General features: G+C 27.0%; 25 protein-coding genes. 23 read left to right on the forward strand and 2 right to left on the reverse strand.

The window, feature by feature from the left end; all coding sequences use genetic code 11:
• Window positions 1–71 precede the first annotated feature (71 nt).
• The 22 genes from BINT_RS00610 (at window position 72) to BINT_RS00720 (ending at window position 23,065) form a co-directional block, all read left to right on the forward strand.
• A complete protein-coding gene (locus BINT_RS00610) occupies window positions 72–1,025 on the forward strand; it encodes a hypothetical protein (RefSeq protein WP_014486616.1) in 954 nt (317 codons plus the stop codon).
• A 251-nt stretch (window positions 1,026–1,276) separates the two neighbouring features.
• Window positions 1,277–1,645 (forward strand): hypothetical protein, encoded by a 369-nt coding sequence (locus tag BINT_RS00615; protein ID WP_014486617.1) that lies wholly within the window; start codon window positions 1,277–1,279, stop codon window positions 1,643–1,645.
• A 193-nt stretch (window positions 1,646–1,838) separates the two neighbouring features.
• Window positions 1,839–2,882 (forward strand): hypothetical protein, encoded by a 1,044-nt coding sequence (locus tag BINT_RS00620; RefSeq protein WP_014486618.1) that lies wholly within the window; start codon window positions 1,839–1,841, stop codon window positions 2,880–2,882.
• A gap of 453 nt (window positions 2,883–3,335) precedes the next feature.
• A complete protein-coding gene (locus tag BINT_RS00625; protein WP_014486619.1) occupies window positions 3,336–3,548 on the forward strand; it encodes a hypothetical protein in 213 nt (70 codons plus the stop codon).
• 77 nt (window positions 3,549–3,625) lie between these two features.
• On the forward strand, window positions 3,626–4,009 hold the full coding sequence (locus BINT_RS00630; RefSeq protein WP_014486620.1) for a hypothetical protein: 384 nt from the start codon (window positions 3,626–3,628) through the stop codon (window positions 4,007–4,009).
• 307 nt (window positions 4,010–4,316) lie between these two features.
• A complete protein-coding gene (locus BINT_RS00635) occupies window positions 4,317–4,874 on the forward strand; it encodes a hypothetical protein (RefSeq protein WP_014486621.1) in 558 nt (185 codons plus the stop codon).
• Window positions 4,858–5,130, forward strand: coding sequence for a hypothetical protein (locus BINT_RS00640; RefSeq protein WP_014486622.1), 273 nt, complete (start codon window positions 4,858–4,860; stop codon window positions 5,128–5,130). The genes BINT_RS00635 and BINT_RS00640 overlap by 17 nt, the downstream gene beginning before the upstream one ends.
• A 201-nt stretch (window positions 5,131–5,331) precedes the next feature.
• Window positions 5,332–6,732, forward strand: a complete 1,401-nt coding sequence (locus tag BINT_RS00645) for a hypothetical protein (RefSeq protein ID WP_041177126.1) — start codon at window positions 5,332–5,334, stop codon at window positions 6,730–6,732.
• Between the two features lie 530 nt (window positions 6,733–7,262).
• Entirely contained in the window at window positions 7,263–7,619 is a 357-nt protein-coding gene (locus tag BINT_RS00650) for a hypothetical protein (RefSeq protein ID WP_014486624.1), read from the forward strand.
• On the forward strand, window positions 7,619–7,909 hold the full coding sequence (locus BINT_RS00655; RefSeq protein WP_014486625.1) for a hypothetical protein: 291 nt from the start codon (window positions 7,619–7,621) through the stop codon (window positions 7,907–7,909). Before BINT_RS00650 ends, BINT_RS00655 begins: the two co-directional genes overlap by 1 nt.
• 60 nt (window positions 7,910–7,969) lie before the next feature.
• On the forward strand, window positions 7,970–8,845 hold the full coding sequence (locus BINT_RS00660) for a hypothetical protein (protein WP_014486626.1): 876 nt from the start codon (window positions 7,970–7,972) through the stop codon (window positions 8,843–8,845).
• A 64-nt stretch (window positions 8,846–8,909) separates the two neighbouring features.
• Window positions 8,910–11,453 (forward strand): hypothetical protein, encoded by a 2,544-nt coding sequence (locus BINT_RS00665; protein ID WP_014486627.1) that lies wholly within the window; start codon window positions 8,910–8,912, stop codon window positions 11,451–11,453.
• Window positions 11,454–11,467: 14 nt separating this feature from the next.
• Window positions 11,468–11,767: a hypothetical protein gene (locus tag BINT_RS00670; RefSeq protein ID WP_014486628.1), complete on the forward strand. Its 300-nt coding sequence runs from the start codon at window positions 11,468–11,470 to the stop codon at window positions 11,765–11,767.
• 113 nt (window positions 11,768–11,880) lie between these two features.
• The gene (locus BINT_RS00675) at window positions 11,881–12,474 is read left to right on the forward strand and encodes a glycoside hydrolase family 19 protein (protein ID WP_014486629.1); all 594 of its coding nucleotides are present in this window, start codon (window positions 11,881–11,883) and stop codon (window positions 12,472–12,474) included.
• 21 nt (window positions 12,475–12,495) lie between these two features.
• Window positions 12,496–13,350, forward strand: a complete 855-nt coding sequence (locus tag BINT_RS00680) for a hypothetical protein (RefSeq protein WP_014486630.1) — start codon at window positions 12,496–12,498, stop codon at window positions 13,348–13,350.
• Entirely contained in the window at window positions 13,347–13,604 is a 258-nt protein-coding gene (locus tag BINT_RS00685) for a hypothetical protein (RefSeq protein ID WP_014486631.1), read from the forward strand. Before BINT_RS00680 ends, BINT_RS00685 begins: the two co-directional genes overlap by 4 nt.
• The gene (locus BINT_RS00690; protein WP_148258768.1) at window positions 13,591–13,953 is read left to right on the forward strand and encodes a hypothetical protein; all 363 of its coding nucleotides are present in this window, start codon (window positions 13,591–13,593) and stop codon (window positions 13,951–13,953) included. The genes BINT_RS00685 and BINT_RS00690 overlap by 14 nt, the downstream gene beginning before the upstream one ends.
• Window positions 13,954–14,333: 380 nt before the next feature.
• A complete protein-coding gene (locus tag BINT_RS00700) occupies window positions 14,334–16,121 on the forward strand; it encodes a methyl-accepting chemotaxis protein (RefSeq protein ID WP_014486633.1) in 1,788 nt (595 codons plus the stop codon).
• A gap of 173 nt (window positions 16,122–16,294) precedes the next feature.
• Complete coding sequence (locus BINT_RS00705; protein ID WP_014486634.1) at window positions 16,295–18,130, forward strand: methyl-accepting chemotaxis protein; 1,836 nt, start codon at window positions 16,295–16,297, stop codon at window positions 18,128–18,130.
• A gap of 211 nt (window positions 18,131–18,341) precedes the next feature.
• Window positions 18,342–20,192 (forward strand): methyl-accepting chemotaxis protein, encoded by a 1,851-nt coding sequence (locus BINT_RS00710; protein WP_014486635.1) that lies wholly within the window; start codon window positions 18,342–18,344, stop codon window positions 20,190–20,192.
• A 116-nt stretch (window positions 20,193–20,308) separates the two neighbouring features.
• The gene (locus BINT_RS00715; RefSeq protein ID WP_014486636.1) at window positions 20,309–21,139 is read left to right on the forward strand and encodes a hypothetical protein; all 831 of its coding nucleotides are present in this window, start codon (window positions 20,309–20,311) and stop codon (window positions 21,137–21,139) included.
• 294 nt (window positions 21,140–21,433) lie between these two features.
• Window positions 21,434–23,065, forward strand: a complete 1,632-nt coding sequence (locus BINT_RS00720) for a Na+/H+ antiporter NhaC family protein (protein ID WP_014486637.1) — start codon at window positions 21,434–21,436, stop codon at window positions 23,063–23,065.
• Window positions 23,066–23,676: 611 nt separating this feature from the next.
• Here BINT_RS00720 and BINT_RS00725 read toward each other — a convergent pair.
• Window positions 23,677–24,648: a GTP-binding protein gene (locus tag BINT_RS00725; protein WP_014486638.1), complete on the reverse strand. Its 972-nt coding sequence runs from the start codon at window positions 24,646–24,648 to the stop codon at window positions 23,677–23,679.
• 220 nt (window positions 24,649–24,868) lie between these two features.
• Here BINT_RS00725 and BINT_RS00730 point away from each other — a divergent pair, with 220 nt between their 5' ends.
• Window positions 24,869–25,930: an NAD(P)-dependent alcohol dehydrogenase gene (locus tag BINT_RS00730; RefSeq protein WP_041177128.1), complete on the forward strand. Its 1,062-nt coding sequence runs from the start codon at window positions 24,869–24,871 to the stop codon at window positions 25,928–25,930.
• Between the two features lie 405 nt (window positions 25,931–26,335).
• Here the strand turns inward: BINT_RS00730 and BINT_RS00735 are convergent, their stop codons facing one another.
• Complete coding sequence (locus BINT_RS00735; RefSeq protein ID WP_014486640.1) at window positions 26,336–26,779, reverse strand: CAP domain-containing protein; 444 nt, start codon at window positions 26,777–26,779, stop codon at window positions 26,336–26,338.
• Between the last annotated feature and the right edge of the window lie 21 nt (window positions 26,780–26,800).

Here is a 26,800-nt window from a genome sequence, read left to right on the forward strand (position 1 = left end):
GTACTTTTTTGCTATAGATATAGAGATAATTAAAAATCATTTCAATATAATTAATATTTTAAGGAGATAAAATGATTAAAAAGAAATACAAAATTTTAGGAGATAGTTTCAAGCAGTATATACCGCTTTCAAAAAATACTTTTGCTGAAACTAAAACTAATAAAATCACAGAGAAAAATATTGATGAGTTAATTAAATCATTTGAAAAAAGCAGAATAGAAATATTTGTCTATAAGGGACATAAAGAAGATGAAGAAAGGGAAGCTATTGGAAAAGTTGTAAGTTTAGAAAAAGATAATGAGTATGTCGGACTTTATGCGGTTATAGAATGGTTTGATGACAGCATAACAGAGAAAAAATCTTTTTATCCTTCTATTGAGATGGTTGGAAAAAAATCTTATGAAGATGAAAATTTTATTTACTGGGAAAATTGCGAAATCAAAGCTGTTGCTGCTGTGGAATATCCTGCTAGCCGTAATGTTGATTTGCTTTGTGCTAGTGCAATTATCAGTAATGAAGAAAATATTAATGGAGAGTATATGCAAAAATTAAAAAATGTATTAGAAAAATTAATTAGCGAAGAAAAAGAAATTCAAAAAGAAGCAAGAGATGAGTTTGTTTATTTGTTTAGAAATGATGAAGAAATTCAAAATATTATTATTGATATGATAGTGAAGAAATTAAAAGAAGATAATTCAAAAGAAAATAATAAAGATAAATCAAACAAAGATTTAAATAATTTAGACAATAGTAATAAAGAATTAAATCTATCAGCTATAACTTACGGAGATTGGTGCAATGAATATGCAGAGAGTCAGAATGCAGTAAGATGTTCTTCAAAATCAGAAAGCTCTACATTTATAAAGGCAAGAAAACTTTTCAAAGCAGGATTAAGCAAAGAAGAAATAATGTCAATAGTAAGAAATGATTTAGTACCTATAGGAGTAGGAGGCGGAGAGAAGATTAACTTATCAGCATTAAGCGAAGAAAACAAATACAGCGAGATAGCAAAACTATTTAAATGATAATTATAAAATTATATTCATTGAAAAACTATTGATATTAACTATACGAATTCATTTTTTGCTTCTTATTTGTAGGCTAGTTTTGTTTACTACAAATGAAATTTAAAAGCTAATTATAAAGTAAATTTATTATAAATAGTATTTGTTCAACTTTTTCCCGCCGCAAAAAGTTGCAAAAAGTGCAAGTATAAAATTGATAGATTATAAAGTTTTTCAAATATAAAAATTATAATAAATTTAACGGAGTTCGAATGGCACAAGGTTCTATAATAAAAGCTGGTATTAATAGTGATGAAGCTAATTTACCAAAAAGAGGATTTCCTGTATCAATAAAAGATGATAATGGGAAAGGAGTTTTTTCACTTTATAGTGAAGGTTCAGTATTTATAGGAGTTGCTTTGGAAGATGCATTCTCTTATAAAGAATTCGGATTAAAGCCAAATGCAATATCAGTTTGCTATGATGGAATAGTAAATGCAGTTGTAGCTGAAAGTGTTATAGCTGGAGATATTGTAACAGCATCAGATAAAGGATTTAAAAAATCATTGGACGGACATGGAGTAGGAATAGTTATAAGAGGCGGAAGCAATTATGCAGAGATACTTTTAAAATCTGTATGATGTGTATTTTAACTAAAGTTTCAAAAATATATCAAACATAAAAATTTTGAATATATTATTTTTGTAATAATCTTAAATATTTTAAGAATAATTTTTATTAGCAACAAAATAAAGTGAGCCGTAGCAGCCGGCAACTTTAGTTGCTGGCTAATATTAGCGAAGGCGAACTTAGTAATAATAGGAGTTAATCAAGATGAGCATACCTAATTTACAAAATATACAAAATAAACTTTTTCCAATAATCAATAAAGAAATGCCTAGATATATGGGGCAGACTAATTTCGTGAGTAAATATATACCAGAAATTTTTGTCGGTGTTTCTCAAGGAGCTATTGGAGGCGATTTAGATAATACAGCTTTCAATCTCAAAAATATGTATGGAGGTACTTCATTGGGAGATTTAAATATTTTCAATGAGTATCCTAAACATGAGGCTAGAGTTTTTAAAATGGAGCCTGAAGAATATTATATTGGAATAGATATTAACAGAATAGAAGAAATCAATGAGCTTTATGCAAGAGATGAGAAAAAAGCAGGAGAAGAAATTTTAAATTATATTGCACAAAAACTTGTTTCAAGACTTGGACTTTTAAGAGAAAGAAATTTAGCAGCAAAAGTTACAGATGCAGAACTTTACGGAAGTACAAACACTGTTGATTTAACTGCTAAGCCAATAAGCACTTGGACAGAGGCAGATATTGATAATTTCTTTTCTTCATTTATAGATTTGGCAAAATATTTGAATTATGCTGTAGGCGGAAATTTATTTAATGATAAAATGGAGCTTCAGGATAATGGACAGAAACTTTATATAGTTATTCCAATAGATGTATATATTAAACTTCAAGGCTTATTCAGATTATTTTCTAATTATATATCAATGATAGGAAATGATGCCAATGGAAAATATAAAGCATTCAGACCGGATATTTTTAATGCAGTAACAAGCGGAATCACTGTTGTAGGAACTGCATTCAGGGTTGCTGATGATCATGAAGTTGATCAAAAGTATCAATTAGAAAATCTTACAGATATATGGACAGGCTCATCAATTTATATGTTTACAACTTCATCTAATGTTTTGGATATGGCTTCAATAAAAGAGGTAGTTTATTTAAATCATGATATAAGAGAGGTTGATATATTAGGCAATAATTTGTGGAGAACAAGAACAAAGAGATGCACAGTAGCTTCTAACCCTTACGGCTTCTGTAAAATAGATTTGAGCTTGTCTTAATTTTAATAATATATAAAAAATTTATATAGTTATTATATTAGTTTTTTGAAAAATTATTAATCTAATTTTAACAACTATTTGATTGATAATATTAAAAATTTTTAAGTTAGTTAATTTTTTTATTGTTCTTTTTCCCGCCGCAAAAAGAACCAAAAAGTGCAAGTATAAAAATTAATATTAAATAATACTAATTATATTTTATATATGTAATATAAATTATAAAATTTAAGTTAAAATACAGCCTTTTTGCTTCTTTGTGGCAACAAAAGAAGTGGGGTGCGGCACGACTGTGTGCTTCGCAGCAAAGCCCTGCAAATATTAATTTATATTAATATTTTAATATAAATTTTTAATATCAAAAAGAGGCTGTATGTCAAAGAAATCTTTATTATTTTTTTAGAGAATAGTATTACAAATAAAGAAATAAAAGCTAATGATTATGTTGTATCAAGAGTGGGTTATTTCTTTAGAGATGTGCATGAGAGAATATGCAAAGTTATAGTGGAAAGCGATTTAAATATATCTTTAAGCGATTCATTTTTGATTATAAGCAAAGAGGAAGCAGAGGAGCTTATAAGAGAAAAGATGAAGCCTAATGATGTAATAAATTATCTTAAAGAAGAAAACAAAAAATTAAAAGAGAAAATAAAAGAGCTTGAGGCTTGATTTATTTTTTATGTGCTGTCTTAAATTATATTTCATTATATTTGAGATAGTACATTAAAACTAAAAAGGAAATTAATATGCAGGAATATATTTATGAGCCTGATATAGATTATTTTAAAAGCATATTTAAAATGTTCAACTATGATGATATTGATATAGAATTTTTAAAAGAGCAGCTAAAAAATTATACCATTCAATTTAGAAGAATGATTTTAAATATGAATTATACAGAACCTACAGAAGAAAACGGACTTCCTTTTATATCTATAAAAAATTATATATGCTATGAGGTAGCGAGACTTTTAACTGTTAATTTTGTTTCAAATAGCGATTTAATAAATTTTATTCGTACAGAAAGTTTGCGTTTAAAAGAGCTTGCTATAAAAGATTTATCAAGCATTGTAGTTGGAGAAAATAGTTATGATAGTGTTCGTTTGTACGGCGATATAAAGAAGCCTTAATAAATATTGATACTATTTAAAACTATTAAGTTTGTCAATTTTATATTTTTAATTTTTTATTGTTTGTGGGGATTAGCCTACAGTTATGCGTACTTTGTAATATCCTAATTAGTATTAACCAATTTTGATGCATATTCTTAAAATATCGAACTGTAGTATATGCGTTTTTTGCAACTTTTTTGTGCGGCAAAAAAGTTGATTATAGATTTATAAAATATAAAAATTGATAAATTATAATTATTTTTTATTTAGTTTTCAATAAGTCTATTATGTACATCTAAAAAATAAAAATTAAAAAGGTTATGATATGATACATTTCAAAAATAGTGTTATATATGTTTTAGATAATTTTATGAACTTTATGGCTGATGAATATATAGATTTTTCAGGTAATAAAGTTCAGGGAGAAAATAATTTAAACAGCCTATTAGATGATAAATTGAAAATAGATTGTTTCAGTTTAGGTGCTGTTAAGTCTATGAGCAAATCATTTCTTTGGGCTACAATATCCGAAGGAGAGAGCAGAGGAGATAAATCATATATAGGAGATTCAGCAGGTTTTGCAGATGATATATCTTTAAAAGCTACGGTATATAAAGAGATAAAAGCAGGAGAATCATTTCTTGCATATACTATGATTCCTTTAGCACTCAATCAGGCTTCGCGTTATTGGATATCAAAACTTAATGATGAAGGAGAACGCATAGCTTTATCTCCTGTTATTAAATGGGAATCTCCTTCTTTTGACAGTGAAAACAATAAAAGACAATTTAATGATTTTTCATCTATTAGAGGCGTGAGTTTTTCTCTTGATATTAATTTTAGAATTATGACTGGGAGTTATTTAAATGAAGTTCTTTACTAATTTAATTAATAAAGCATTTAATAAAAAAATTTATGATTATGTTCAGAACAGAGATAAATTTTATAAAATAAAAATTACTTCTTCTCCTGAAAATGCTGTCATTATAATGAATGAAGAAGAAAAATATTTCGGTGCTTACAAAAACGGAGAAGTTATAAATTATCAAGTTAGTCTTGAAGGCTATCAGACAAAAGAAGGAAGTATAACAGTTGATAATAGAGATATTTTGGAGAATGTAGTTTTAGAAAGTGTGTGATTTAATATATTAATTTTTTAAACACGCGGTGAGTAAAATTTGATATATAGTTTTTATTAGATTATTATTTTATTTATATTTTTGTATGAGTTTAACGCGTGTTAATTATAGTGTTTATTTAATTAAAGTTTGGGGTGGGCGGGCGGGGTTATAATAGTTAAAAATAAAAATAATATTATTATATTATGCAGAGGCAAAATAATGAGCATTTTTGATTTGAAAGGAAATTTAATGAATGATGAGGACGGCTTAACTGTTGTAAGCGGTTCTAGTTATAAAGTTAGAATAGCAAAAACAAACAATAGAAATGAAAAAGTAGATTTTACTTCTGATGATGTTAAAGGAAAATATTTAATATATCCTTCATCAGTTGGGCTTACTCCTACTACAGAATCAATGAGTAAAGAGTATGTTGGTGCTCCTTCTTCAGAAAGTTATGCAGGTGCTACTACTTATGCAGGAGATATTTCTTATGGAGCTTTCCCAAATACAAATGCATATTACGCTAGTTTAATATGGGCTAATGTTCATACAAAAGAAACTACAGGTAATTTACTTTGCATTAACTCTTTTAATAATTTTGCTGTAAGGTTTAATAAATCTTCAGAAGACGAAAGTATTATTAATATGCTTGAAATTATAATCGAAGAATATGACGGATATAATAGTAATTTTATTGACGTATATGATTCAATGAAGCAGAAAGATTTAATTGAATCTATAAATAAAATAAAAGATATGAAAGCGTTTTTAATAACAGGAAGCGAAGAAGATGAAATTGATTTTACTAATATAATAAATGAACTAGAAGAATATAACAGTGAAAATAATCAAACAGAATATTTACTTAGTTTTAAAAGAGTTGGACTTATTGAAAGCGGTGTGTTTGGTGAAGAAGATAAAAAGAAATATCCTAAATATCAAAGCATAATAGCTCCAAGATTCGGAGAGGCACAATATTATAATATAGCTTTGTATGATGGTTCAAAAAATATGGACGGTAATCAATACATAGGCTGCGAAAGTAAATCTATGAATTTCAATTTTGCTAATAAAGCTATGACAGAAATTAGTTCTTCTTTATGGGCTTTAGATGAAATAACAATAGATAAGGATTCTGTTTTATATGAGGAAAGAGCAGAAGAAAGAGATGTTGTAATGGCTCAAACTTCAAAGTATCCTACAAAACTTTTTATAAATGGCACTGAAGCTACTTCTGTAAGCGATGTTGCTTTAGCTTTTGAATGGACTAAGGAAGAAAAGTTTAATATTTCAGCAAAAAGATACGGATTTCCAAATTCTAAATTTACATTGAGTTTTTCAGGAAATGCAGTTTTTAATATTCAGTCAAAAGAACTTTTTTATAATAGAGTTTTAAATGGCAATAGACAGTCATTTATAATATCATCAAAAACAAGATTTAAAAATAAAGATTATCCTTTTATATTTATAAGCACAGATGTAGGAGGAAGCCCTTCTTTTCCTGCAATAGAGCCTAAAGAACTTTCAATATCTTTAAGTAATTTTAAGGCCATTGAACAATCAAATGATATGAACAGTAATTATTTGATTGCATTTACAGACAGAGAAGATTTATTTTAAATTTTTAATAATTAAAAAATAATAAGTTATCAGTAAAAAATTAATAAGCAGTAAAGACTATGTTTGTATTTTGAGTATATACTAAAAATTTTTAAGTTTGTCATTTTTTAGTCAACTTTTTCCCGCCGCTTACGCTCTGCGGGCTTCGCCAAAGTTGCTGCCGTAGGCACGCTTCGCGAAAGTGCAAGGTGTAAAATTAGTACTAAATAATACTAAAATTATTTTACATGTATAAACTATCAATTTAAGATAAAATATAGCCTTTCGCGAAGCGTATCCGAGCTTGTCGAGGATATAGATTCTTTGTGGCACCAAAAGAAGTGTGGTGCTGTGTAAGCACACAACGTGGTGGGCAAATCCCTGCAGATATTTAAAATTTAAAAAAATTATTTTTGACAAAATATAGTTGTTTAGGTATATTCAGTCAGCGAAAAAATTAAGGAGTATATAAACTTGCTCCTTATATTTTTATAGCCTATGACAATGTAATTGTCATAAACTTTTAGTGAAAAAAATTAAGGAGAATTTAAATGGAAAAATTAGAATTTAAATGCGTTGATTTTTTTAATAGATATATTATAGAAGAAATTGTTTATAAAGATGACGGAGAAAATATTGTCCCTGTTAAAGTATTTAGCCGTTCTACTTTGGGAAATAAATTTAAAAGTGATGATATTATAAGTATTAATCGTCCTAGCTTCAATGAAAATATTAAATATGTGAGAGAGAAAGAAGAAAAGATTATTGATGATGATATTTTTAAATGGCTTGATGTAAGAATAAATAATAATCTTGCTGTAAGTCTTCTTGATGAATGGAGTACAAAAGATATTAATGAATTTGCTCAGGTGATAAAAAGTTTTTTGCTGGAGAGAAGAATTATGTAATGAAGTTTTCTGTAATAGAGCAGACTGAAATTGATAATCTAGTAAATTATGCTTTTAATAATAGAGAAGTTAAATATGATGACTTTTGCTATTTTAATAATGGGCTTATAAGTTTGTATACAGCTTCTTTATTTTGGAATAAAATAATATTAGAGGCTTGGTATCAAATAATAAGCGGAAGATTTGTTCACTGTGTTTATGATGAAGATGATTATTTGAGGCTTGGGCTTAATTATGCAGTATTCAGATTTAAAATTTTAATAGATAAATCAATTCATAATAATAAATAATTTTTTATATTAGTTTTCATTTTTTATTAATACAATTCATTAATATATTTTGGGGATATCATGATTTCTAGTACTAAAGGAACAATATTAAATTATTTTGGACTTTCAAATACATATAATCCTTTTAAAGATGAAAATGCATTGCAGGTCGCAGAGAATCTATATTTTGAAATACCTATTGAACCATTTGAAAATTCTAATTATGTTGCAGTATCTACAGGACTTTTAACTAATTCACTTTCTTTTCTTAATGACTGTATTTTTGAAATATATGATAGTGATACAAAAATTGCAGATTTACAGAATGTTATAGGTGAAATTGGAAATGATAAATATATACCAAAAGAAGGACAAATATTTTGGTTCAATAAAGATGGTTTGAGAGGAACTTATTTTTTAAATAGTATTTATGCAGGTAAGAAATTAAAATTAGTAAGTGGAAGATATATAACCACTTCAATAACATCAGGTGTATTAAACGATATGTTTGAAAGAACAGTTGGAGTACCTTCATATATAGAGGAAATTAATAATATGATTGATGATATAAAAAATAATTCTACTTTTATAATAAAAGAAACCATCACAAAATCAGGAAGCGGTAATCAAAATTGGGAATTAAATTGGAGAGATGATTTGGAATATTTGCAAGTATCAGGTTATATAAGCGGTGATATTAAAGCTATGCAATCAATGTCATCTTTTGGTCTATATCAAACTATAAATGATAAAGCTCCTTTTATAGGCTGGTTTGGTAGCAGTTCTGCTGCATATTATTATGGTGGGGAATTTCAAAATAGTTTTGCCAATATTACAGCAGGACTTCCTAATATTAAATGGTTTCCAATACTCAATCCTAAGCCTATTTTAGCTATAAAAAATTCTTCAGAGCAAACTATAATAGCTGAATTATATTTTTTAGTAAGATATAAATAAATTTATTATTTAATTCTCTCTTTCTTTTTTAATTTTTACTTCTTATATTAAAGGGAATATCAAAATGATTCTTAATGAAAATAATATACAATCTCCGTTTCAGTACAAAATAAGTGAAAATACATTTCAATTACTAAAAAGAAATGGAGAATTAGAACTTAATACTGATAATATTCAGGTAAGAGTTTTTGAAGGTCAAAGACTTTTTTGCGCTGATATAGGTTATGCCGTTGATGGTCCATTAGAAAATATGGAGTTCTTAATTGATGATATAAAAGTATATCCGCAGTTATTAGAAAGCTTAAAAGATTTACAAACTGTATATGTTAAAGATAATGAAATATATTTAGTAAATAATGATCTTAATTTCAAGAGTATAATTTTCTTTCCGCCAAGTGATTTAAATAAAAATTTTAAATTTGATATTACAACATATAGTACAACTTTTTCATCATTTATGTTTGATGAGATAGCTAAAAAATTAAATACTCTTGATACAAATTATCCTATAAAAAATTATTATGCGAATATAGATTATAAAGTTAATGATGTTATAAAAAATAATGGCTATTTTTATAGAGTTTTTAAAGATTTTAAAAGTGATAATACAGATTATTATTTAAAAAATAATTGTAATTTAATAACTCCGTTCAAAAAATTAGAATTAGATACTGATTATAAAGCTAATGAATTAATAGAATATGAAAATAATTTTTTAATGGTACAAAAAGATTTCAGATACGAAAATAAAAATGGAGTATTAACTAATTTAAACGGTTTATTAAAGCCATTACAGGACATTATCATTTGGTTTGATGGAATAGCCAAGATATATAAAAATCAAATAATCATAAAAGATAATATTTCTTATATAGTTCTTGAAGATATAGAAAATCCTGTTTGGGGCAATATACAAAAGAAATTAAATAGATTTATAAAAGCAGAAAATACTTTTTATGATGATACTAATTCAGGATTTGGAAATAATACAAACAATGTTCAAAAGGCAATAGAAAAATTAAAATCAGGTAAGCAGGATAGTTTAACAGCCGGAAATAATATCAATTTAAATGGTAATAATATAAGCGTAATAGGCGGAACTAATAAAGAGTATGAATTAGGAAGTTTATATTTTATAAATGATTTGATTATTAAAGATGATAAAATATATCAAGTTAATGAAAACTTTACTGCTTCAAATTGGAATACAGATATAAGTAAATGTACTTTAGTAAGCGGCGGAGAAATCGTAGGACAAGTAAAAGCAGTAGATGTAAGTTTTGACAACAGCAACACACAATTACAGCAATTAGTAGGTTACGATTATCCAAAATATAAAAAGACTATAGCTGATAGTATTAATATGGTGTTTACTAATGGATCTTCTGATTATAACGCTTCAATAGTAAAGCAGTCGGATGGAAGCTATAGATTAAAATGTAATATTAGTAATTATTATATTGGTAGCAGAGATATGGGAGTATTTCTTACCGTAAAAAATATAAATAATATTGATAATATATATGAGAGATTATCGTTTTTATCACAATTTTTTAATATACAAACTAATTATACAAGTATTGAGAGTTTAAACTATGTTAATTTAACTTCTGATGAATATATAATATCTGATTTAAATCTTAATTTAAAATTTGTTTTTATTTATAGCAGTTATAATAAATCTTTAAGTTTAATGATAGTTAAACAGGATTTTACTCCTATTATTGAAGGGACTTATAATATAACTTTAAATATAAGAAACAGAGTATTAAGACAAGAAGATAGAAATATATTTGCTTTCAGCAGCGGTTTTATGACAGAACAGGATATAATGGATAATTATATTTTTAATTTATCTCAAAATAACAGCAGCGTAAAATTAAAAGGTTCATATACTTTAAAAGCAGGTGCTGGACTTCTCATTGCTTTTTATAGCCCTATTATAGAAAACTATTTTAATGTTTCTAATTCAGGAGAATGGACAAATACAAATGGTATAACATCGAGCAGTAAAAAACCTTTAAAATTTAGTTTATATAAAAATAGTGATGCTGGAAATGAAAATCCTTTATATTTATTATTTATAATGCATCAAGATGAAACAGATTTAACTGTAGGAGAAACAATTACTTTCAATCTCACACCGGATAAAAACTCTACACTTAATCCTATTTATTCTACAGTTACTAATGTTCAGCAAATGGGAGATGCTTTAGGTAATAATATTTATGATTACAGCGGGGTTGAAACTATAGTTCCTGGTGCAAAAGTTATAACATTAGATGGTAAAACACATAAAGTTTATAGAAAATATTTTGAAATAGAATATGAATTTTTAAAAGATAATGTTGCACATGCTTTAACTGCATTATCAATAAACGGAAAAGTACTATTATTTGAAACTATACAAGTTAAAACTAGATATTTACCAGAGAATTTAGTATGGAATCAAGAAATATATTCCGGTAAAGTGTCAAATAGTACGCATAGATTTGATGAATTTTTAGTACGTATAACTGAAAGAGGTTTTTCTATAATCTATCAAATTAGTATAGAGTCGTCATATAATTATGAAGGCTATTCTGGTTGGGTTCAATATTATAAATAAGGAGTTAATGAAAAATGAAAGATATGTTTGATAAAAAATACTCTAAATTAGAAAAAGACGGAAAAACTTTAACACCTAAAACTGATAAAGAGCTTTTTGAAGAAAATATTATAACTAAAGAAGAATATAATGAAAGAATAAATCAAAAAAGAGAAACTTTATATGAAAATAAAACTGATAAGCAAGTAATAGAATTATCTAGAAATTTTTTTAATAAGAATAAAGATAATCTATTAGAAGAAGAGAAATTTGTTCTTGATTCAATCAATAAAGAAGTAGAAGAAATAAAAACACAATATCCAAAACAAAATTAAAGGAGGAAAGCGACCAAGTAGGGAGCATAACAATAAAGGAGGAAAGCGAAAACGAGCCAGCTAGTAACTTCAGTTGCTAGCTATTTATAGGCGAGTTTGAGCATAGAAATAGTATGATAACAAAAGAACAAATAATAAAAATAGGAATAGAAGAAAAATGGCTTGAACCTTTGAATAATGCTTTTATAAAATATCATATTACAGATATAAATGAAAAAGCAATGTTTTTGGCTCAAACTACTCATGAAAGCAATAATTATAAAAGGCTTGAAGAGAGTTTTAATTACAGCCCTAAAAGATTATTTGAAGTTTTTAGAAAAAGAGTTGGAAGTTTGGAGAATGCCAAAAAGTTATGTAATGAAGGATCTAAGTCAATAGCAGATTTTGTTTATGGTGGAAGATTAGGAAATGCCAAAGATGAAGGATACAAATACAGAGGCAGAGGAATAATGCATCTTACAGGAAAAAATAATTATGAATACTACGGCAAGAAATTAAATATTGATTTAGTTAATAATCCTCACTTGGCAAAAGAACCTGATGAGGCAATAGAAATAGCTTTACTTTTTTGGAAGGAAAAAGGCTGCGGAATGTTTGCCAAAATGAGAGATGTAAAAACTGTAACTAAATTGATCAATGGCGGTTACAACGGACTTGATGACAGACAGAAAAGATTTAATAGTATTTTAAAAATACTAGAAAGCTGAAAAAGGAATAAAAATATTAAAATGGATTTATACACTTTTGTTTCTATAGTGTTTGGATTTTTAGCTTTTATCTTATTTTTAAGATTTCTTTATTATATATTTGGAAACGTTAAAGATAAAATGAAAGATATTAATATAGAAGCCAAGCATAAAGACGGACATCAATTTAATATCAATTCCAATTTTGATAATAAAATAAAAGAAGTCAAAAAAGAGATTTTAAATAATGATGATATAAACGAAGAAAAACTTCTTAATAATTTAAATATTAAAGTACCTACAGAAAAAGAATTTAATTATCAGGAAGCTATCAAAAAATACAAAACAGAAATATATAACTTAAAAAATAAATATATTACTAAAACTATTTATATAGCTTTTTTATATATAGTTCTTAATTGGGAAAGCTATACTCGTAAAGTTTTTAGGAAAGTAATTTATAAAAATGGTATAAGCAAATATGAAGGACATAAATATTCAGAGTATAAGCAAAAATATATTGACAATATAATTTTAGCTTTCAATCAATTATTACAAAGAAGCGAAATAAAAAGTCTCCAGAACAAAGAAATCAAAATCATACTTAATACTAATATGCTTCTATTTAATATGGAGCTTAATAGAATATTTGATGATATAAAAAACAGACATATAGATGCAGAAAACAGCAGAAAAGAAATTAATCTTTCTACAATAAAAGATAATTATAACAATAGAGAAATTATTGAAAGCGAGCTTGAAAATATTAATGATTTTAATGAGGCTTTAAGAGAGATAGAAGACAGCATATTAAATAAAGATATAAAAGAATTAAAAGAATTTATTTTAGGAAACTTTCTTAATATGCTAAAAAATAATGTTAGGAATAGTAAATGAGTATATTTAATTTTACAGACAAACATAATGCTAACAAAAAACTTTCTATATATACGAGTATAATAAGTTTTTTATTAGGTTGTATTTGGGTATTTGTTAATTTGATTTATAGAGGCAGAATAATAACTAAAGAAGAGTCAATAGCAGTAGTTATAATTCTTTTAGGACTTAATGCTGTGAGTTTTGGAAGTGATTTGAGAGGATTTATAAAACTTTTAAAAAATAAGGATATTAAAAAAGATGATAATGATTAATATGTTTATTAATTTATTTAAATCTAAATTTATTGATTTTTTAAAGTCAAAATATTTTCTATTGTTTATTATAATAGCTTGTATATCTATATATATATTATTTTTAAATATTAATCTGAATAATAAAAATAAAGAAATAGATAAATTAAATAATGATATAATCAATCTTAAAGCTACTAATTCCTTATTATATAAGGATATTAATTTTAAACAAAAGCAATTAATGATATTAGATACTTTTACAAACAGTGATAATGTTATACGAAATATTAAAAATAAAAAATTAAGTGATGATACTATAAATGCTTTAAATATTATTATTAATGATTATAGAAAAACATTAAAATAGGATAATAAAAAATATATGAAATATTTAATTTTTTTATGTTATTTTTTGTGATAAGCTGTTGCTCAACTAAGTACATTACAGTTCCGTTAATAGCATCTCCAGATATATATAACCCGGGTATAGTATATACAGAAAAGGACTTAATTAGAGAATATAAACGCTCTTTAATGAAAATAAGTGAATGGCAAAATTGGTATAATGTTCAAACAAATATAAATTAATTTTACAATTAATGAATAAAAATTTATATTAAAATAATATTTTAGAACAAAATATTGACATATAATTGTTTTTTGTATAGAATACTTGCATCAAAATATATGAGGTAAATTTTTATTATGAAGAAGGTAAAATTGCCAAAAGCAAGTACAGTTTTTAAAATGGGTAAATTTGATAGTATAATGTTTAAAATACCATTAATGGTCATAGTAATGATACTTATATTATCGGTAACAATTATAAGTGTTTCAATTAGTTTAGCAACTAAAGAATTAAATAATGTAACAGCGTCTGGATTTGAGACTTCTGTTAATGGTTTTTCGTCCTTAATAGATAGCATACTATCTTATCAGTCTACACTTATAGAATCTTATGCAAATATTCCTACAATAAAAGAATATGTTTCAAGTCGTAGTGAAGAAGTTCAAAATAGGGCAATAAGAACTATGACAATATTATTTGATAATAATGATTATATAATAGATTTACTTATGCTTGATTTGAATGGAAAAGTAATTGAAAGCTATGATGGCAGCAAAGATTTAACAGGTACAGATATATCCACAAAATACAATAGATTATGGACAGCATTTGTCAATCAAAATTATAAAACTACATTATCATTTAGTATATATAAAGAAGGAAATGATATAATACTTCCAGTTTTGCAGGGCGTTAAAGATAATAATAATACAGTAGTTGGAGCTTTTATAGCTTATGTGAATTGGGGAAAGATAATTGATGAAAGTTTGAAAGATTCAAAAGATCAATTTTCAACAGATAAAACACTTTTTATCATAAACGATTATTCAGAAATAGTTTATCATAATAATAAAAACAGATTATTTTCTAAAGCTACAGATTCTCTTATAATACCTGAAAATGAAACATCAGGACTTCTTAGTTATGTAAGAGAGGGAGTAGGAATATCAGCATTTTTCAAGAAATTATCTACAACTAGATGGACAATGGTTGAAAGAACAACTGATGATTTATTATATGCACCAGGTAAAAAGATGATATTAATCGGTATTATAAGTACTATTAAACCTATCAAATTTATAGTAAAAGAAGCACATGATATGGCTGAGGGTAATTTTGCTTTAAGTGCTACTATAGAAAACAGACATGATGAAATAGGTGAATTATCTCATTCATTTCAGGTTATGAGAGATAAAATAGTAAGTGTTATAACAGATGTATTAGATGCTTCTACAGAAATAGCCAATGCTGCGACTCAATTATATAAAGGCGGAGAGGATTTAGCAGAGAGAACAGAGTATCAGGCATCTAGTTTGGAAGAAACAGCTTCATCTATGGAGGAGATGGCATCTACTATCAAATCTTCTGCTCAGCATTCTATTGATGGAAATAATGTTATGATAGATTCAAGAAATGCGGTTGAAGAAGGTGCTGTTGTTATTGGAAACACTACTCAAATGATAGAAGATGTTTATGAATCCAGTGCTAAAATAAAAAATATAACAAAAGTAATAGAAGATATTGCTTTTCAGACAAATATACTTGCTTTAAATGCTTCAGTAGAGGCAGCAAGAGCAGGTGATCAAGGTAGAGGTTTTGCGGTAGTAGCAAGCGAGGTAAGAAATTTAGCACAAAATTCACAGGCTTCAGCTAAAGATATAACTTTACTTATAGATGATATATATGAGAAAATAAATAAATCAGCAGAAATGGCAAGACATTCTCAGGAAATATTTAACAATATAGAATCAAAAATAGAAGAGACTTCTAAAATAATGAATGATATAAGTCATACAGCAGTAGAACAGGAGGCTGGAGTAGATCAAGTAAATACAGCTGTGGCTAAAATGGATAGTATCACTCAGCAGAATGCTGCTTTAGTAGAAGAAGCAACATCAGCATCTAAATCATTATTAGATCAGGCTAAACATTTAGAGGATCTTATGTCTTTCTTTAGAGTTAAATAAAAATTATTTTTAGGTATTTGCTATTGACTATTTATTTATAAGTATTAATATCTTTGCAGCATAAAATTATTAAAAATATTTTTTATATAGGAACTTTTTGTTTTTTAAAACGTCTAACAATAAATAAATAATTTTATTTATGCTGCAATTATATTAACTAGAGGTGTTTTTATATGAAAAAAATTAATAGTATAGCAGTAAAACTTCCATTAATTGTAAATATTGTAACAATAATGATATGTGTTTTTATAATACTTTCATTATTGAAGGTGGCAGTTGATGAAATTAATGGTTATGTTAATACTAATATAGAAACATCAGCAAATGGATATTGTAATTTTTTGGATAAGACTATAGAAGAACAAACATTACTAATGCAAAGTTATTCTAGCATGCCTGTTATAATAGATTATTTGAAAAATTATATTTGGATGGAAGGTACTGTTTTTATAACTTTGCAGAAAGTATTGAATAATAATGAATTTATAACTAATGCTTATATACTTTCAAGCGACTCTAGTCTAATATCATCTTATGATGGTAAGTTAAAAGATTCAAGTATAAAGATATCATCACAATATCCTGATTTATGGAATAAGTTTGTATCTAAAAATTATGAAATAACTATAGCAGATAACATATATAAATCAGATATTAATAATGGATTTGTTTTACCTATAATTTGTCCTATTTTAGATTATGATAATACTTTTTTAGGAGCTTTTATAGGTTTTATAGATTGGTCTTTAATTATACAAGACAGTTTAAATAGATTTGGAAATGTTTTTAATAAAGATAATTCAATATTTATAATTAATGCTAATAACGAGTGTGTATTCCATAATATTTCTTCAGAATTAAACAAAAAATTAGATATAGGCATACCTCAAAATGGGGCTAGTGGAATTATTAAATATGATTATTTTAATGAATCTAAATTAGCATTTTATAAAAGAATGGAAATTATGCCTTGGGTTTTAGCTAATGGGGTGTCTGAAAAATTAATTTATTCAGCACCTAAAAAAATGTTATTAATAGGAAGTCTTATTGGTTTAATCGGTATAATTATATCTGTTTTATTTTCAGTATTTTATATAAGAAAGACTATTAATCCTATTAAATATATAGTTAAAGAGGCAAAAGAGATATCTTCAGGAAATTTTGCATCAAATTCTAATATAAAAGCAAGTAATGATGAAATAGGAGAATTGCTTGATTCTTTTTCTGAAATGAGATCTAAATTTTCTACTATGATAAAAGAAATATTAATGGCTTCTAAAGAGATAGCTAATTCAGCTTCAGAATTGTATGCTGGAAGCGAGGATTTAGCAAAAAGAACAGAATATCAGGCATCCAGTTTGGAAGAAACAGCTTCATCTATGGAGGAGATGGCTTCTACAATAAAATCATCAGCTCAAAATTCTGTAGATGGTAATGAGGTAATGATGGCTTCAAGAAATGCCGTATTAGAAGGTGGTAGTGTTATAGCCAATACTACTAAAATGATAGAAGATGTTTATGATGCTAGTGCTAAAATAAAAAATATAACTAAGGTAATAGAAGATATTGCTTTTCAGACAAATATACTTGCTTTAAATGCTTCAGTAGAGGCAGCAAGAGCAGGGGATCAAGGAAGAGGTTTTGCAGTAGTGGCAAGCGAGGTAAGAAACTTAGCACAGAACTCACAAACATCAGCTAAAGATATAACAGTATTAATAGAAGACATTTATGAAAAGATAAATAAATCAGCAGAAATGGCAAGACATTCACAAGAAATATTTAGTGATATAGAATCAAAAATAGAAGAGACTTCTAAGATAATGAGTGATATAAGTCATACAGCAGTAGAACAAGAAGCAGGAGTTGATCAAGTTAATAGTGCGGTATCTAAAATGGATAGTATCACACAGCAGAATGCTTCTTTGGTAGAACAATCCACTGCAGCATCTAAATCTTTATTAGATCAAGCTAAACATTTGGAAGAATTAATGTCATTTTTTAGACTTTAAGTTGATTTATAAATGAAAATTAAGTGAATTTTTTTGTTTTTATTCATTAATATATAAAACTTTTTTATAATAATAAATTTATATTATTGTTTTTTTTAATTGACTTTTTTTGTTAACTAAATTATACTGTTAGAAGTGGTGTTGGTAGTTTTCTTATTATAACATAATATCTAGTTTTAAATATTTAGTAATTTATTTATAGAGGTCTTTTATGAAAAGGTTTAATAGTATAACTTTAAAAATTCCTTTAATTGTTAATATAGTTATAGTTGTATTATCATTTACAATTATATTTGCTTCTATTCAAATAGCTAGCAGAGCAATAAATAATGCTACATATTCAGGATTTGAAACTTCTGTTAATGGTTATTCAACATTGCTTGATACAATACTTGAAGATCAGCTTCTTATAATGGATGCATATTCGAGAATACCTACAATAATAGAATATATGGAAACAAGAAGTGAATATATAAAAGATAGAGCTATACAAACTATGATCAATTTATTTGATAATAATGATTATATAGTTACATTAGATTTAATAGACTTAGATGGAAAGGTTATAGAAGCTTATAATGGAGATGAGAAGAATGCTGGTTTAGATATGGCAGCAGCATATCCTCAGTTATGGAAGGAGTATGTTGATTCAGGTTATGATCATGCTACTAGTGATGATATATATAAATCAGATATAAATAAAGGATTTGTACTTCCTATAGTGCATTCTATATATAATTTAGATAATAAACTCATAGGCAGTTTTGTTGCTTTTGTAGATTGGAGTAGAATAATAAATAATACTTTAGAAGATACGAGAAATGAATTATCTGCAGAAAAAACAATATTTGTTGTAAATGAGGCTGATTTACAATGTGTATATCATAATATTGATGCTACAATAGGTACAAAGGCGAATGAGTCTCTTATGCCTCCTGCCGGAAAATCTTCAGGAATATTCACATATACTTTTAATGATGTTAGCAGAACAGCTTTTTTTAAAAGAATGCAAACTCAGCCTTGGTTTATGATGGCAGGTATTACACAAAAATTATTATATGCAGAAAGTAAAAAGATCACTATAATAGGAACATTATTAGGAGTAATAGGTATTATCATATCTTCTATAGTATCAGGATTCTATATAGGTAAATCTATAAAACCTATCAAAAATATAGTTGATGAAGCACATGAAATGGCTAATGGAAATTTTGTTTTTCAGTCTAAATTTACTAACAGACATGATGAAATAGGAGAGTTATCACAATCATTTGATATGATGCGAAATAGATTTGTAGAGGTAATTTCTGAAGTACTTAATGCTTCTAAAGAAATAGCAAGTGCTGCTTCTGAACTTCATAAAGGAAGTGAAGATTTAGCTAGCAGAACAGAATATCAGGCATCTAGTTTGGAAGAAACAGCTTCATCTATGGAAGAGATGGCTTCTACAATAAAATCATCAGCTCAAAATTCCGTAGATGGTAATGAGGTAATGATGGCTTCAAGAAATGCGGTAGTAGAAGGCGGCAGTGTTATAGCCAATACTACTAAAATGATAGAAGATGTTTATGATGCTAGTGCTAAAATAAAAAATATAACTAAGGTAATAGAAGATATTGCTTTTCAGACAAATATACTTGCTTTAAATGCTTCAGTAGAGGCAGCAAGGGCAGGAGATCAAGGAAGAGGTTTTGCGGTAGTAGCAAGTGAAGTAAGAAACTTAGCACAGAACTCACAAACATCAGCTAAAGATATAACAGTATTAATAGAAGACATTTATGAAAAGATAAATAAATCAGCAGAAATGGCAAGACATTCACAAGAAATATTCAGTGATATAGAATTGAAGATAGAAGAGACTTCTAAGATAATGAGTGATATAAGTCATACAGCAGTAGAACAGGAAGCAGGAGTTGATCAAGTTAATAGTGCTGTATCTAAAATGGATAGTATCACACAGCAGAATGCTTCTTTAGTAGAGCAGTCTACAGCAGCGTCTAAGGCTTTATTAGATCAAGCTAATCATTTGGAAGAGCTTATGTCTTTCTTTAAAGTTCAGTAATATTTATTGTATATGATTTTTAAGCCTATAGATAATTTTCTATAGGCTTTTTTATATTTGCATTCTTTTATAAAAAAATATATATTGTTTAATAAATAAATTAAAGTAATAGTAAAATGAAATATAGATTAATACTTTTGATAATTTTATTTATATCTTGTACAAATAGGAATAATGTATCTAGTGAAAATACATTAAAGAGAGATGAGATAGAACCTAATAATTCTTTAGAATATTCTCAATATATAGACTGTAATACTGTAATCAGTGGAAATATTGATGATTATAATGATGTTGATTTTTATCAGATAAATCCTACTAATGGTTTTGTGATGGATTTTTCTATGTCAGTTTATAATCTTGATGCTAATATATCAATGAATATTATTTCTACTAATAATGATACAATATTTAGCATTAATTCTGAAGATATTTCTAATTATAAGGGATTTATAGAGTTAAAAGATATTCTTCTAAATGATGATGCTTATTATTTTAAATTAAATGCAGATAAAGAATGCAAATATAATTTAAAGTTTATATTTAATGATGATTATATTCCTGCAAATGAAGCAGAGCCTAATAATACCATTTATGAGGCTGACACTATTCATTATCCTAATGAAATGGTTTATGGATATTTTATAAAAAATTATTTCAACATAGATGAATATATGAAACCATATATAAAGAAATCAGGATTAATAGATGTAGATTTTTACCAAATAAAAAATGATACAGATATAAATACTTCTATAAATATTAAATTAGAATATTCAAAAGATATAGATATTATTTTATTTGATGAAAATTATAATTATTTAAAACAAGGTATTAATCAATTAAATACATCTTTCGAGCCTAATAAAAAATATTATATAGCATTAGTATGTTATGGGGATAAATATATTGCGGAGAGATACATATTACATTATGAATTTAATTAATATTCTTTAATTGATAAATACTATTGACAAAGTAATATTTTTAATATAAAATGATTCTTACTACAAAAAGTAAGAGTAATTTTGGATATTTTCTATGAATAATTCTTTTTTATATAAAAAGCTAAAAGAAACCTTCTGTTCTTGGGAGTGTTGAATTATTATATTTTTTACAATATATAATAATTTTTTAATATTTAGCCTCCCTAAATAAGGGGGCTTTTTTATATTTTAACAATTATTTTTCAAGAAATGATTCAAGATTATAAAGGTGTATATATTAATTAGGAGTAACTTATGGAACATTATGGTCTGTTGGGTATTATACCGCCTCTTTTAGCCATTATACTTGCTTTAGTAACCAAAGAAGTTATTATTTCGCTTACGCTTGGTATACTATCTGGAACTTTAATAATAGCTCATGGTAATGTATTTACTGCTATTACAATATTTACTGATAAGGTAGCAGATATGAGTGGGGACGCTTGGAATATAAGAATACTTTTATTCTGTGCTTTGCTTGGTGCTTTTGTTAGTATGCTTTCAAAAACTGGTGCTACTAAGGCTTTCGGTTTATGGGCTAGTAAATATTTAAAAACTAAAAAAAGTATACTTATATTTACTTGGTTTTTCGGACTTATCATATTTATAGACGATTATTTTAATAGTTTATCTGTTGGTACTGTTATGCGTCCTGTTTCAGATCAGAATAAAATTTCAAGAGCTAAACTTGCATACATATTAGACTCTACTGCAGCTCCTGTATGTATACTTGCTCCTATATCAACTTGGGTAGTAACAGTTATGAGTTATATAAGAGATTCTGAAGGTTTTGAATCTTTGAATATAAGTGAATTTGTTTTCTTTATAAAGATGATACCTTATTCTGTTTATCCGCTTCTTGCCTTGGCTTTTGTAGTTCTTATTTCTTTAGTATTTAAAGATTTCGGTCCTATGAAAAGAAGTGAAGACAATGCTCAAAATGGAAAACTTTTTGATGAGGAATTATATGGAGCTTGTCCTGGTAATATGGAAACTTCTTCAAACAATCAGGCTAAATGGTATGATATGGTTATAGCTATACTTGTACTTATAATAGTTTGTATAGTGATGTTCCCTGTTACTACATATATGGGATTAGTTGGAAGCGATGGAATAGAAACTTTCTCTCAAGCTATGTCAAGCATATCATTGAATCAAGCATTTTTAGATACTGATGCTTCTAAAGCTTTATTCTATGGTGCTGTTATTTCTCTTATGATAATGTACATCTACTATGTAGCTAGAAGATTATTGAGTGTACGTTCTGCCGGAAACTCTATTATGGAAGGTGTTAAATCTATGGTTCCTGCATTAGTAGTTTTAGCATTAGCCTGGTCTATAGGAAGCGTTATAAAATCATCTCCTGCAGACGGCGGACTTGGACTTGCTGCTTTCTTATCTGAAGCTGTAAAAGGCGGCGGTTTCCCACTTTGGATACTTCCTGCTATAGGTTATTTACTTGGTTGTGTTATAGCTTTTTCTACTGGTACAAGCTGGGGTACTTTTGCTATACTTATTCCTATAGTTATACCTATTGCTAATGGACTTGCTGCTGCTAATGGTTATACTGATAATGCTCTTCTTAATGTTCTTCTTATAAATGTTGGTTCTGTTGTTTCAGGTGCTGTATTCGGCGACCATTGTTCTCCTATATCTGACACTACAATACTTTCATCTACTGGAAGTAACTGTCCTCTATTAGAACATGTTGCAACACAGATTCCTTATGCAGGTTTGGTTGCTATATCTGCTTTCATTGGTGTAATAGTTGGAGGAGTTACTTTAAATCCTATAGCTGCATTATTAACAGGTTTTATAGTAATGTGCGTACTTGCTTTACTTGCTCCTAAGTTTTATGATAAAATTTCAAGTTTTAAGAAAAGTTAATTAAATAAAAAGATAATTAAAAAATAATCCTTTAATATTATTCATTTAATATTAAAGGATTTTTTATTTTTTAATTTTATATAAATTCTATAAATTTAATATACGCTTGGGTGGGTGTTACCATTTCTAATGTGATAAAAAAGAAATTTTGTATTTTTATTACTTATTAATTCAAAAAGGAAAAAGGGCGGGGTATGTAATTAATTTTTTAAAACAAAAATTAATTAGAATTCCCACCCTTTAGATTTATCACTTTTATATGTATTTACAATCTCATCATATTTAATACTTTAATCAGAAATTATAGCTGCCCACCCAAGTATTTTTTTAATTTAAAAAATCACTAAACGCACGTTTAATGACGCTAAATATATAACTATATTATTAATATAAATTAAACTATATTTATAATTCTGCTTACCGTGCGTTAAATAGATACTAAATTTAAATAAATCTTGGGCGGGTGCTTCAATTTCTAATCAAGTTAAAAAAAATAATTAAATCAAAATTTCAAATTGTAGCAATAAATATAAAGGGTGGGCGAATGTAAGTAAAATTTAAAAAATAAATTATTTATTTTTCATTAAATCTAAATGCAATCAAATAAAAAACTATTTCTTATGGCCTTCACAATGTTCTTCTTTATGTTTGATATTATCTCTATATACAGGCTGAAACTCTTCCCTTAAAAGTTTTCTGTTCAAATCTTTGCCTATAAATACTACTTCAAGCTTATCATTTTCATCTGCTCCTGTAACAGCATATCTTTCTCCTACAACATCATATCTAAAATAGTTACTACCGCATTTTATAAAACCTTTAGACCTTGCTATGAATCCAAATCGTCCGTGAATAATATCTTCAAGTAAAGTCATAAATTTATTTTCACTTTCTACACAGCAGGCTTTCATACTTATAGAGTCGGGCATTTCTTCATTTTTTGGTTTTTCCAATTCTTTTATAGCGTATTTATCATCTAAAAAAGAATTTAAAATGTTTTCCCACCATTTTTTATCTTTATTAGAATAATGTTCTTCAAGTATTTCTATATTATCTAATGGCAAATTGTTTTTTATAATCAATGACTTTATTTTTTTTATAAGATCTTCTTTTTCATATTCTTCTTTTGATTCCATTTTAGATATTATTATCTTTGAGCCATTTAAAATTTGATCAGTATAAATATCATCATAGGAATTAATAAAAGAGTCGAATGTATTTCCGTCTATTATAGTTATAGGTTTCAAAAGTACTATTCTTTCATATTCAATTTGTTTTATATTGTTGATAATATTGCTTAATTTAGCAGCTCCTGTAGGTTCCACTATTAAGTATTCAGGATCAAGAGAATTAGCTATTGTGAGTATAGAAGAAGCAAAATCTTGTTTCATAGTGCAGCATACACATCCTTCTGTAAGTTCCCAGATATTCATGCCTTCATCTTTCAATATATTGGAATCTATATCAACATCTCCATATTCATTTTCCATTACAACAAAATCTCTTTTGGTTTTATTAGCCATTTCTTTTATGAGTGTAGTTTTTCCAGCACCTAAAAATCCTGAAACAATCAATATTTTCATATATTACATTTCTCCATTAATCCTGTTATATAATCATTATATAATGCTTTGTATATAAAAGCTAGTAATAATAAATAGAGTACTAATATATAGATTTTTTATATGACGGTATTTTATTACAAAATAAATTATAATAATAAAATTTTATTTTAAATAAGATGTATAGTTTTTTACTTTTAAAATCATATACTGTAATATAAAATAAAAAAGGAGTGTAAATATGAAAGGATATGCGATGTTAAAAATAGGTGAATCAGGTTGGATTGAGAAAGAAAGACCTGCTTGCGGTCCTGCTGATGCTATTGTGAAACCTCTTGCTGTTGCTATATGTACTTCTGATGTACATACATTATGGGAAGGTGCTATAGGTGAAAGACATAATATGATTTTAGGTCATGAAGCTTGCGGTGAGGTTGTAGAAGTTGGAAGTTTAGTAAAAGACTTTAAACCAGGAGATAAAGTTTTAGTTCCTGCTATTACTCCTGATTGGAATAGTGTAGAAGCTCAGGCTGGATATTCTATGCACTCAGGCGGTATGCTTGCCGGATGGAAATTCTCTAATTTTAAAGATGGTGTATTTGGAGAATTCTTCCATGTTAATGATGCTGATGGTAACTTGGCTCTTTTACCTAGCAATATTGATCCTGTAGATGCTTGTATGCTTTCTGATATGGTGCCTACTGGTTTCCATGGTGCTGAGTTAGCTGATGTACAATATGGAGATAGTGTACTTGTTATTGGTATTGGACCTGTTGGTCTTATGGGAGTTGCTGGAGCTGCTTTAAGAGGAGCTTCAAGAATTATTGCTGTTGGTACTAGACCTAATTGTGTTGAAGCTGCTAAAAAATATGGTGCTGAAGAGTTCATTAGCTACAAAAACGGAACTATTGATGAGCAAGTTTTGAAAATGACTAATGGTAAAGGTGTTGATAAAGTTATTATTGCTGGCGGCGGTGTTGAAACTTTTGCTGAAGCAGTTCGTTCTTTAAAACCGGGCGGTAAAATCGGAAATGTTAACTATTTAGGTAAAGGTGATTATATACAAATTCCTAGAGCTGAATGGGGTGTTGGTATGGGGCATAAAGCTATACTTGGCGGACTTATGCCTGGTGGAAGACTCAGAATGGAAAAACTTGGTGCATTAGTAGCTTCTGGAAAATTAAATGTTCATCATTTAGTTTCTCATGTATTTGACGGTTGGGAAAATCTTGAAAAGGCTTTATTTATGATGAGAGATAAACCTGCTGATTTAATTAAACCTGTAGTAAGAATTGAGAAATAAGCGTTTTATATAATAGAAAAGCTGGCGGGTATTAAAAATATCTGCCAGTTTTTATTTTTATTAATTTATTAAGAAAAAACTGTCATTCCATATTTATAGTTTTAAATTTTAATTTTGTTCTATATGTATTTTTGAACTAATTATAAATGAAGGTTCCCGCCCAAAGTTTTATTCACATTTTTAATATATTCAGACGCACGGTGAATGTATTCTTAGATATAATTTAAATTTTAATTAATATGCAATCTTATATTTATTATTCGGCTCAGCGTGCGGAATGGATATTCTAAATTTAAATAAATCTTGGGCGGGTGCTTTAATTTCTAATCAAGTTAAAAAAAAATAATTAAATCCAAAATTTTATTTAATAGCTATAAAGAAAAAGGGCGGGCGTATGTAGTAAAATTAATCAAAAAGCTGTACCCAATATAATTTTCCGTTACTGTCTTTATAAACGCCTATACCTATATAGCTATGACTGGCTATAATATTGTTATAATGTCCTTGAGAATTTATCCATGCTTCCATTACAGCCTGAGGTGTTTTTTGATATCTTGCTATATTCTCAGCTGAAGGTTCTCGGCAGCCTTCTACTTCTTTTGATACTGTATAATAAGCAGTTTTATTTGGTCTAATATGATCAAAAAGAATTGATATTTCTTCTGCTCTTATAGCAGCTGCTCTATTTAATTTTTCATCTAATATCAAAGCATATCTGCCAATATCTGCTCTGGTTTGATTTACTAATTCAAATACTTCCTGTATTTCACTATTATTAGGCTCATATTTACTATTGCAGGATAATATGATAAAAGCAAATAACAATATAAATAAACTTTTTCTAATCATAATAAAATCCTTATTTAAAAA

The sequence above is a fragment of the Brachyspira intermedia PWS/A genome (assembly GCF_000223215.1).
GTDB classification, from domain to species: domain Bacteria; phylum Spirochaetota; class Brachyspiria; order Brachyspirales; family Brachyspiraceae; genus Brachyspira; species Brachyspira intermedia.

Excerpts from the sequence above, each read along its gene's own strand:
- BINT_RS00610 (WP_014486616.1), top strand. The coding sequence starts at position 72 with ATGATTAAAAAGAAATACAAAATTTTAGGAGATAGTTTCAAGCAGTAT.
- BINT_RS00615 (WP_014486617.1), top strand. The coding sequence starts at position 1,277 with ATGGCACAAGGTTCTATAATAAAAGCTGGTATTAATAGTGATGAAGCT.
- BINT_RS00620 (WP_014486618.1), top strand. The coding sequence starts at position 1,839 with ATGAGCATACCTAATTTACAAAATATACAAAATAAACTTTTTCCAATA.
- BINT_RS00630 (WP_014486620.1), top strand. The coding sequence starts at position 3,626 with ATGCAGGAATATATTTATGAGCCTGATATAGATTATTTTAAAAGCATA.
- BINT_RS00635 (WP_014486621.1), top strand. The coding sequence starts at position 4,317 with ATGATACATTTCAAAAATAGTGTTATATATGTTTTAGATAATTTTATG.
- BINT_RS00640 (WP_014486622.1), top strand. The coding sequence starts at position 4,858 with ATGAAGTTCTTTACTAATTTAATTAATAAAGCATTTAATAAAAAAATT.
- BINT_RS00645 (WP_041177126.1), top strand. The coding sequence starts at position 5,332 with ATGAGCATTTTTGATTTGAAAGGAAATTTAATGAATGATGAGGACGGC.
- BINT_RS00650 (WP_014486624.1), top strand. The coding sequence starts at position 7,263 with ATGGAAAAATTAGAATTTAAATGCGTTGATTTTTTTAATAGATATATT.
- BINT_RS00655 (WP_014486625.1), top strand. The coding sequence starts at position 7,619 with ATGAAGTTTTCTGTAATAGAGCAGACTGAAATTGATAATCTAGTAAAT.
- BINT_RS00660 (WP_014486626.1), top strand. The coding sequence starts at position 7,970 with ATGATTTCTAGTACTAAAGGAACAATATTAAATTATTTTGGACTTTCA.
- BINT_RS00665 (WP_014486627.1), top strand. The coding sequence starts at position 8,910 with ATGATTCTTAATGAAAATAATATACAATCTCCGTTTCAGTACAAAATA.
- BINT_RS00670 (WP_014486628.1), top strand. The coding sequence starts at position 11,468 with ATGAAAGATATGTTTGATAAAAAATACTCTAAATTAGAAAAAGACGGA.
- BINT_RS00675 (WP_014486629.1), top strand. The coding sequence starts at position 11,881 with ATGATAACAAAAGAACAAATAATAAAAATAGGAATAGAAGAAAAATGG.
- BINT_RS00680 (WP_014486630.1), top strand. The coding sequence starts at position 12,496 with ATGGATTTATACACTTTTGTTTCTATAGTGTTTGGATTTTTAGCTTTT.
- BINT_RS00685 (WP_014486631.1), top strand. The coding sequence starts at position 13,347 with ATGAGTATATTTAATTTTACAGACAAACATAATGCTAACAAAAAACTT.
- BINT_RS00690 (WP_148258768.1), top strand. The coding sequence starts at position 13,591 with ATGATAATGATTAATATGTTTATTAATTTATTTAAATCTAAATTTATT.
- BINT_RS00700 (WP_014486633.1), top strand. The coding sequence starts at position 14,334 with ATGGGTAAATTTGATAGTATAATGTTTAAAATACCATTAATGGTCATA.
- BINT_RS00705 (WP_014486634.1), top strand. The coding sequence starts at position 16,295 with ATGAAAAAAATTAATAGTATAGCAGTAAAACTTCCATTAATTGTAAAT.
- BINT_RS00710 (WP_014486635.1), top strand. The coding sequence starts at position 18,342 with ATGAAAAGGTTTAATAGTATAACTTTAAAAATTCCTTTAATTGTTAAT.
- BINT_RS00715 (WP_014486636.1), top strand. The coding sequence starts at position 20,309 with ATGAAATATAGATTAATACTTTTGATAATTTTATTTATATCTTGTACA.
- BINT_RS00720 (WP_014486637.1), top strand. The coding sequence starts at position 21,434 with ATGGAACATTATGGTCTGTTGGGTATTATACCGCCTCTTTTAGCCATT.
- BINT_RS00725 (WP_014486638.1), bottom strand. The coding sequence starts at position 24,648 with ATGAAAATATTGATTGTTTCAGGATTTTTAGGTGCTGGAAAAACTACA.
- BINT_RS00730 (WP_041177128.1), top strand. The coding sequence starts at position 24,869 with ATGAAAGGATATGCGATGTTAAAAATAGGTGAATCAGGTTGGATTGAG.
- BINT_RS00735 (WP_014486640.1), bottom strand. The coding sequence starts at position 26,779 with ATGATTAGAAAAAGTTTATTTATATTGTTATTTGCTTTTATCATATTA.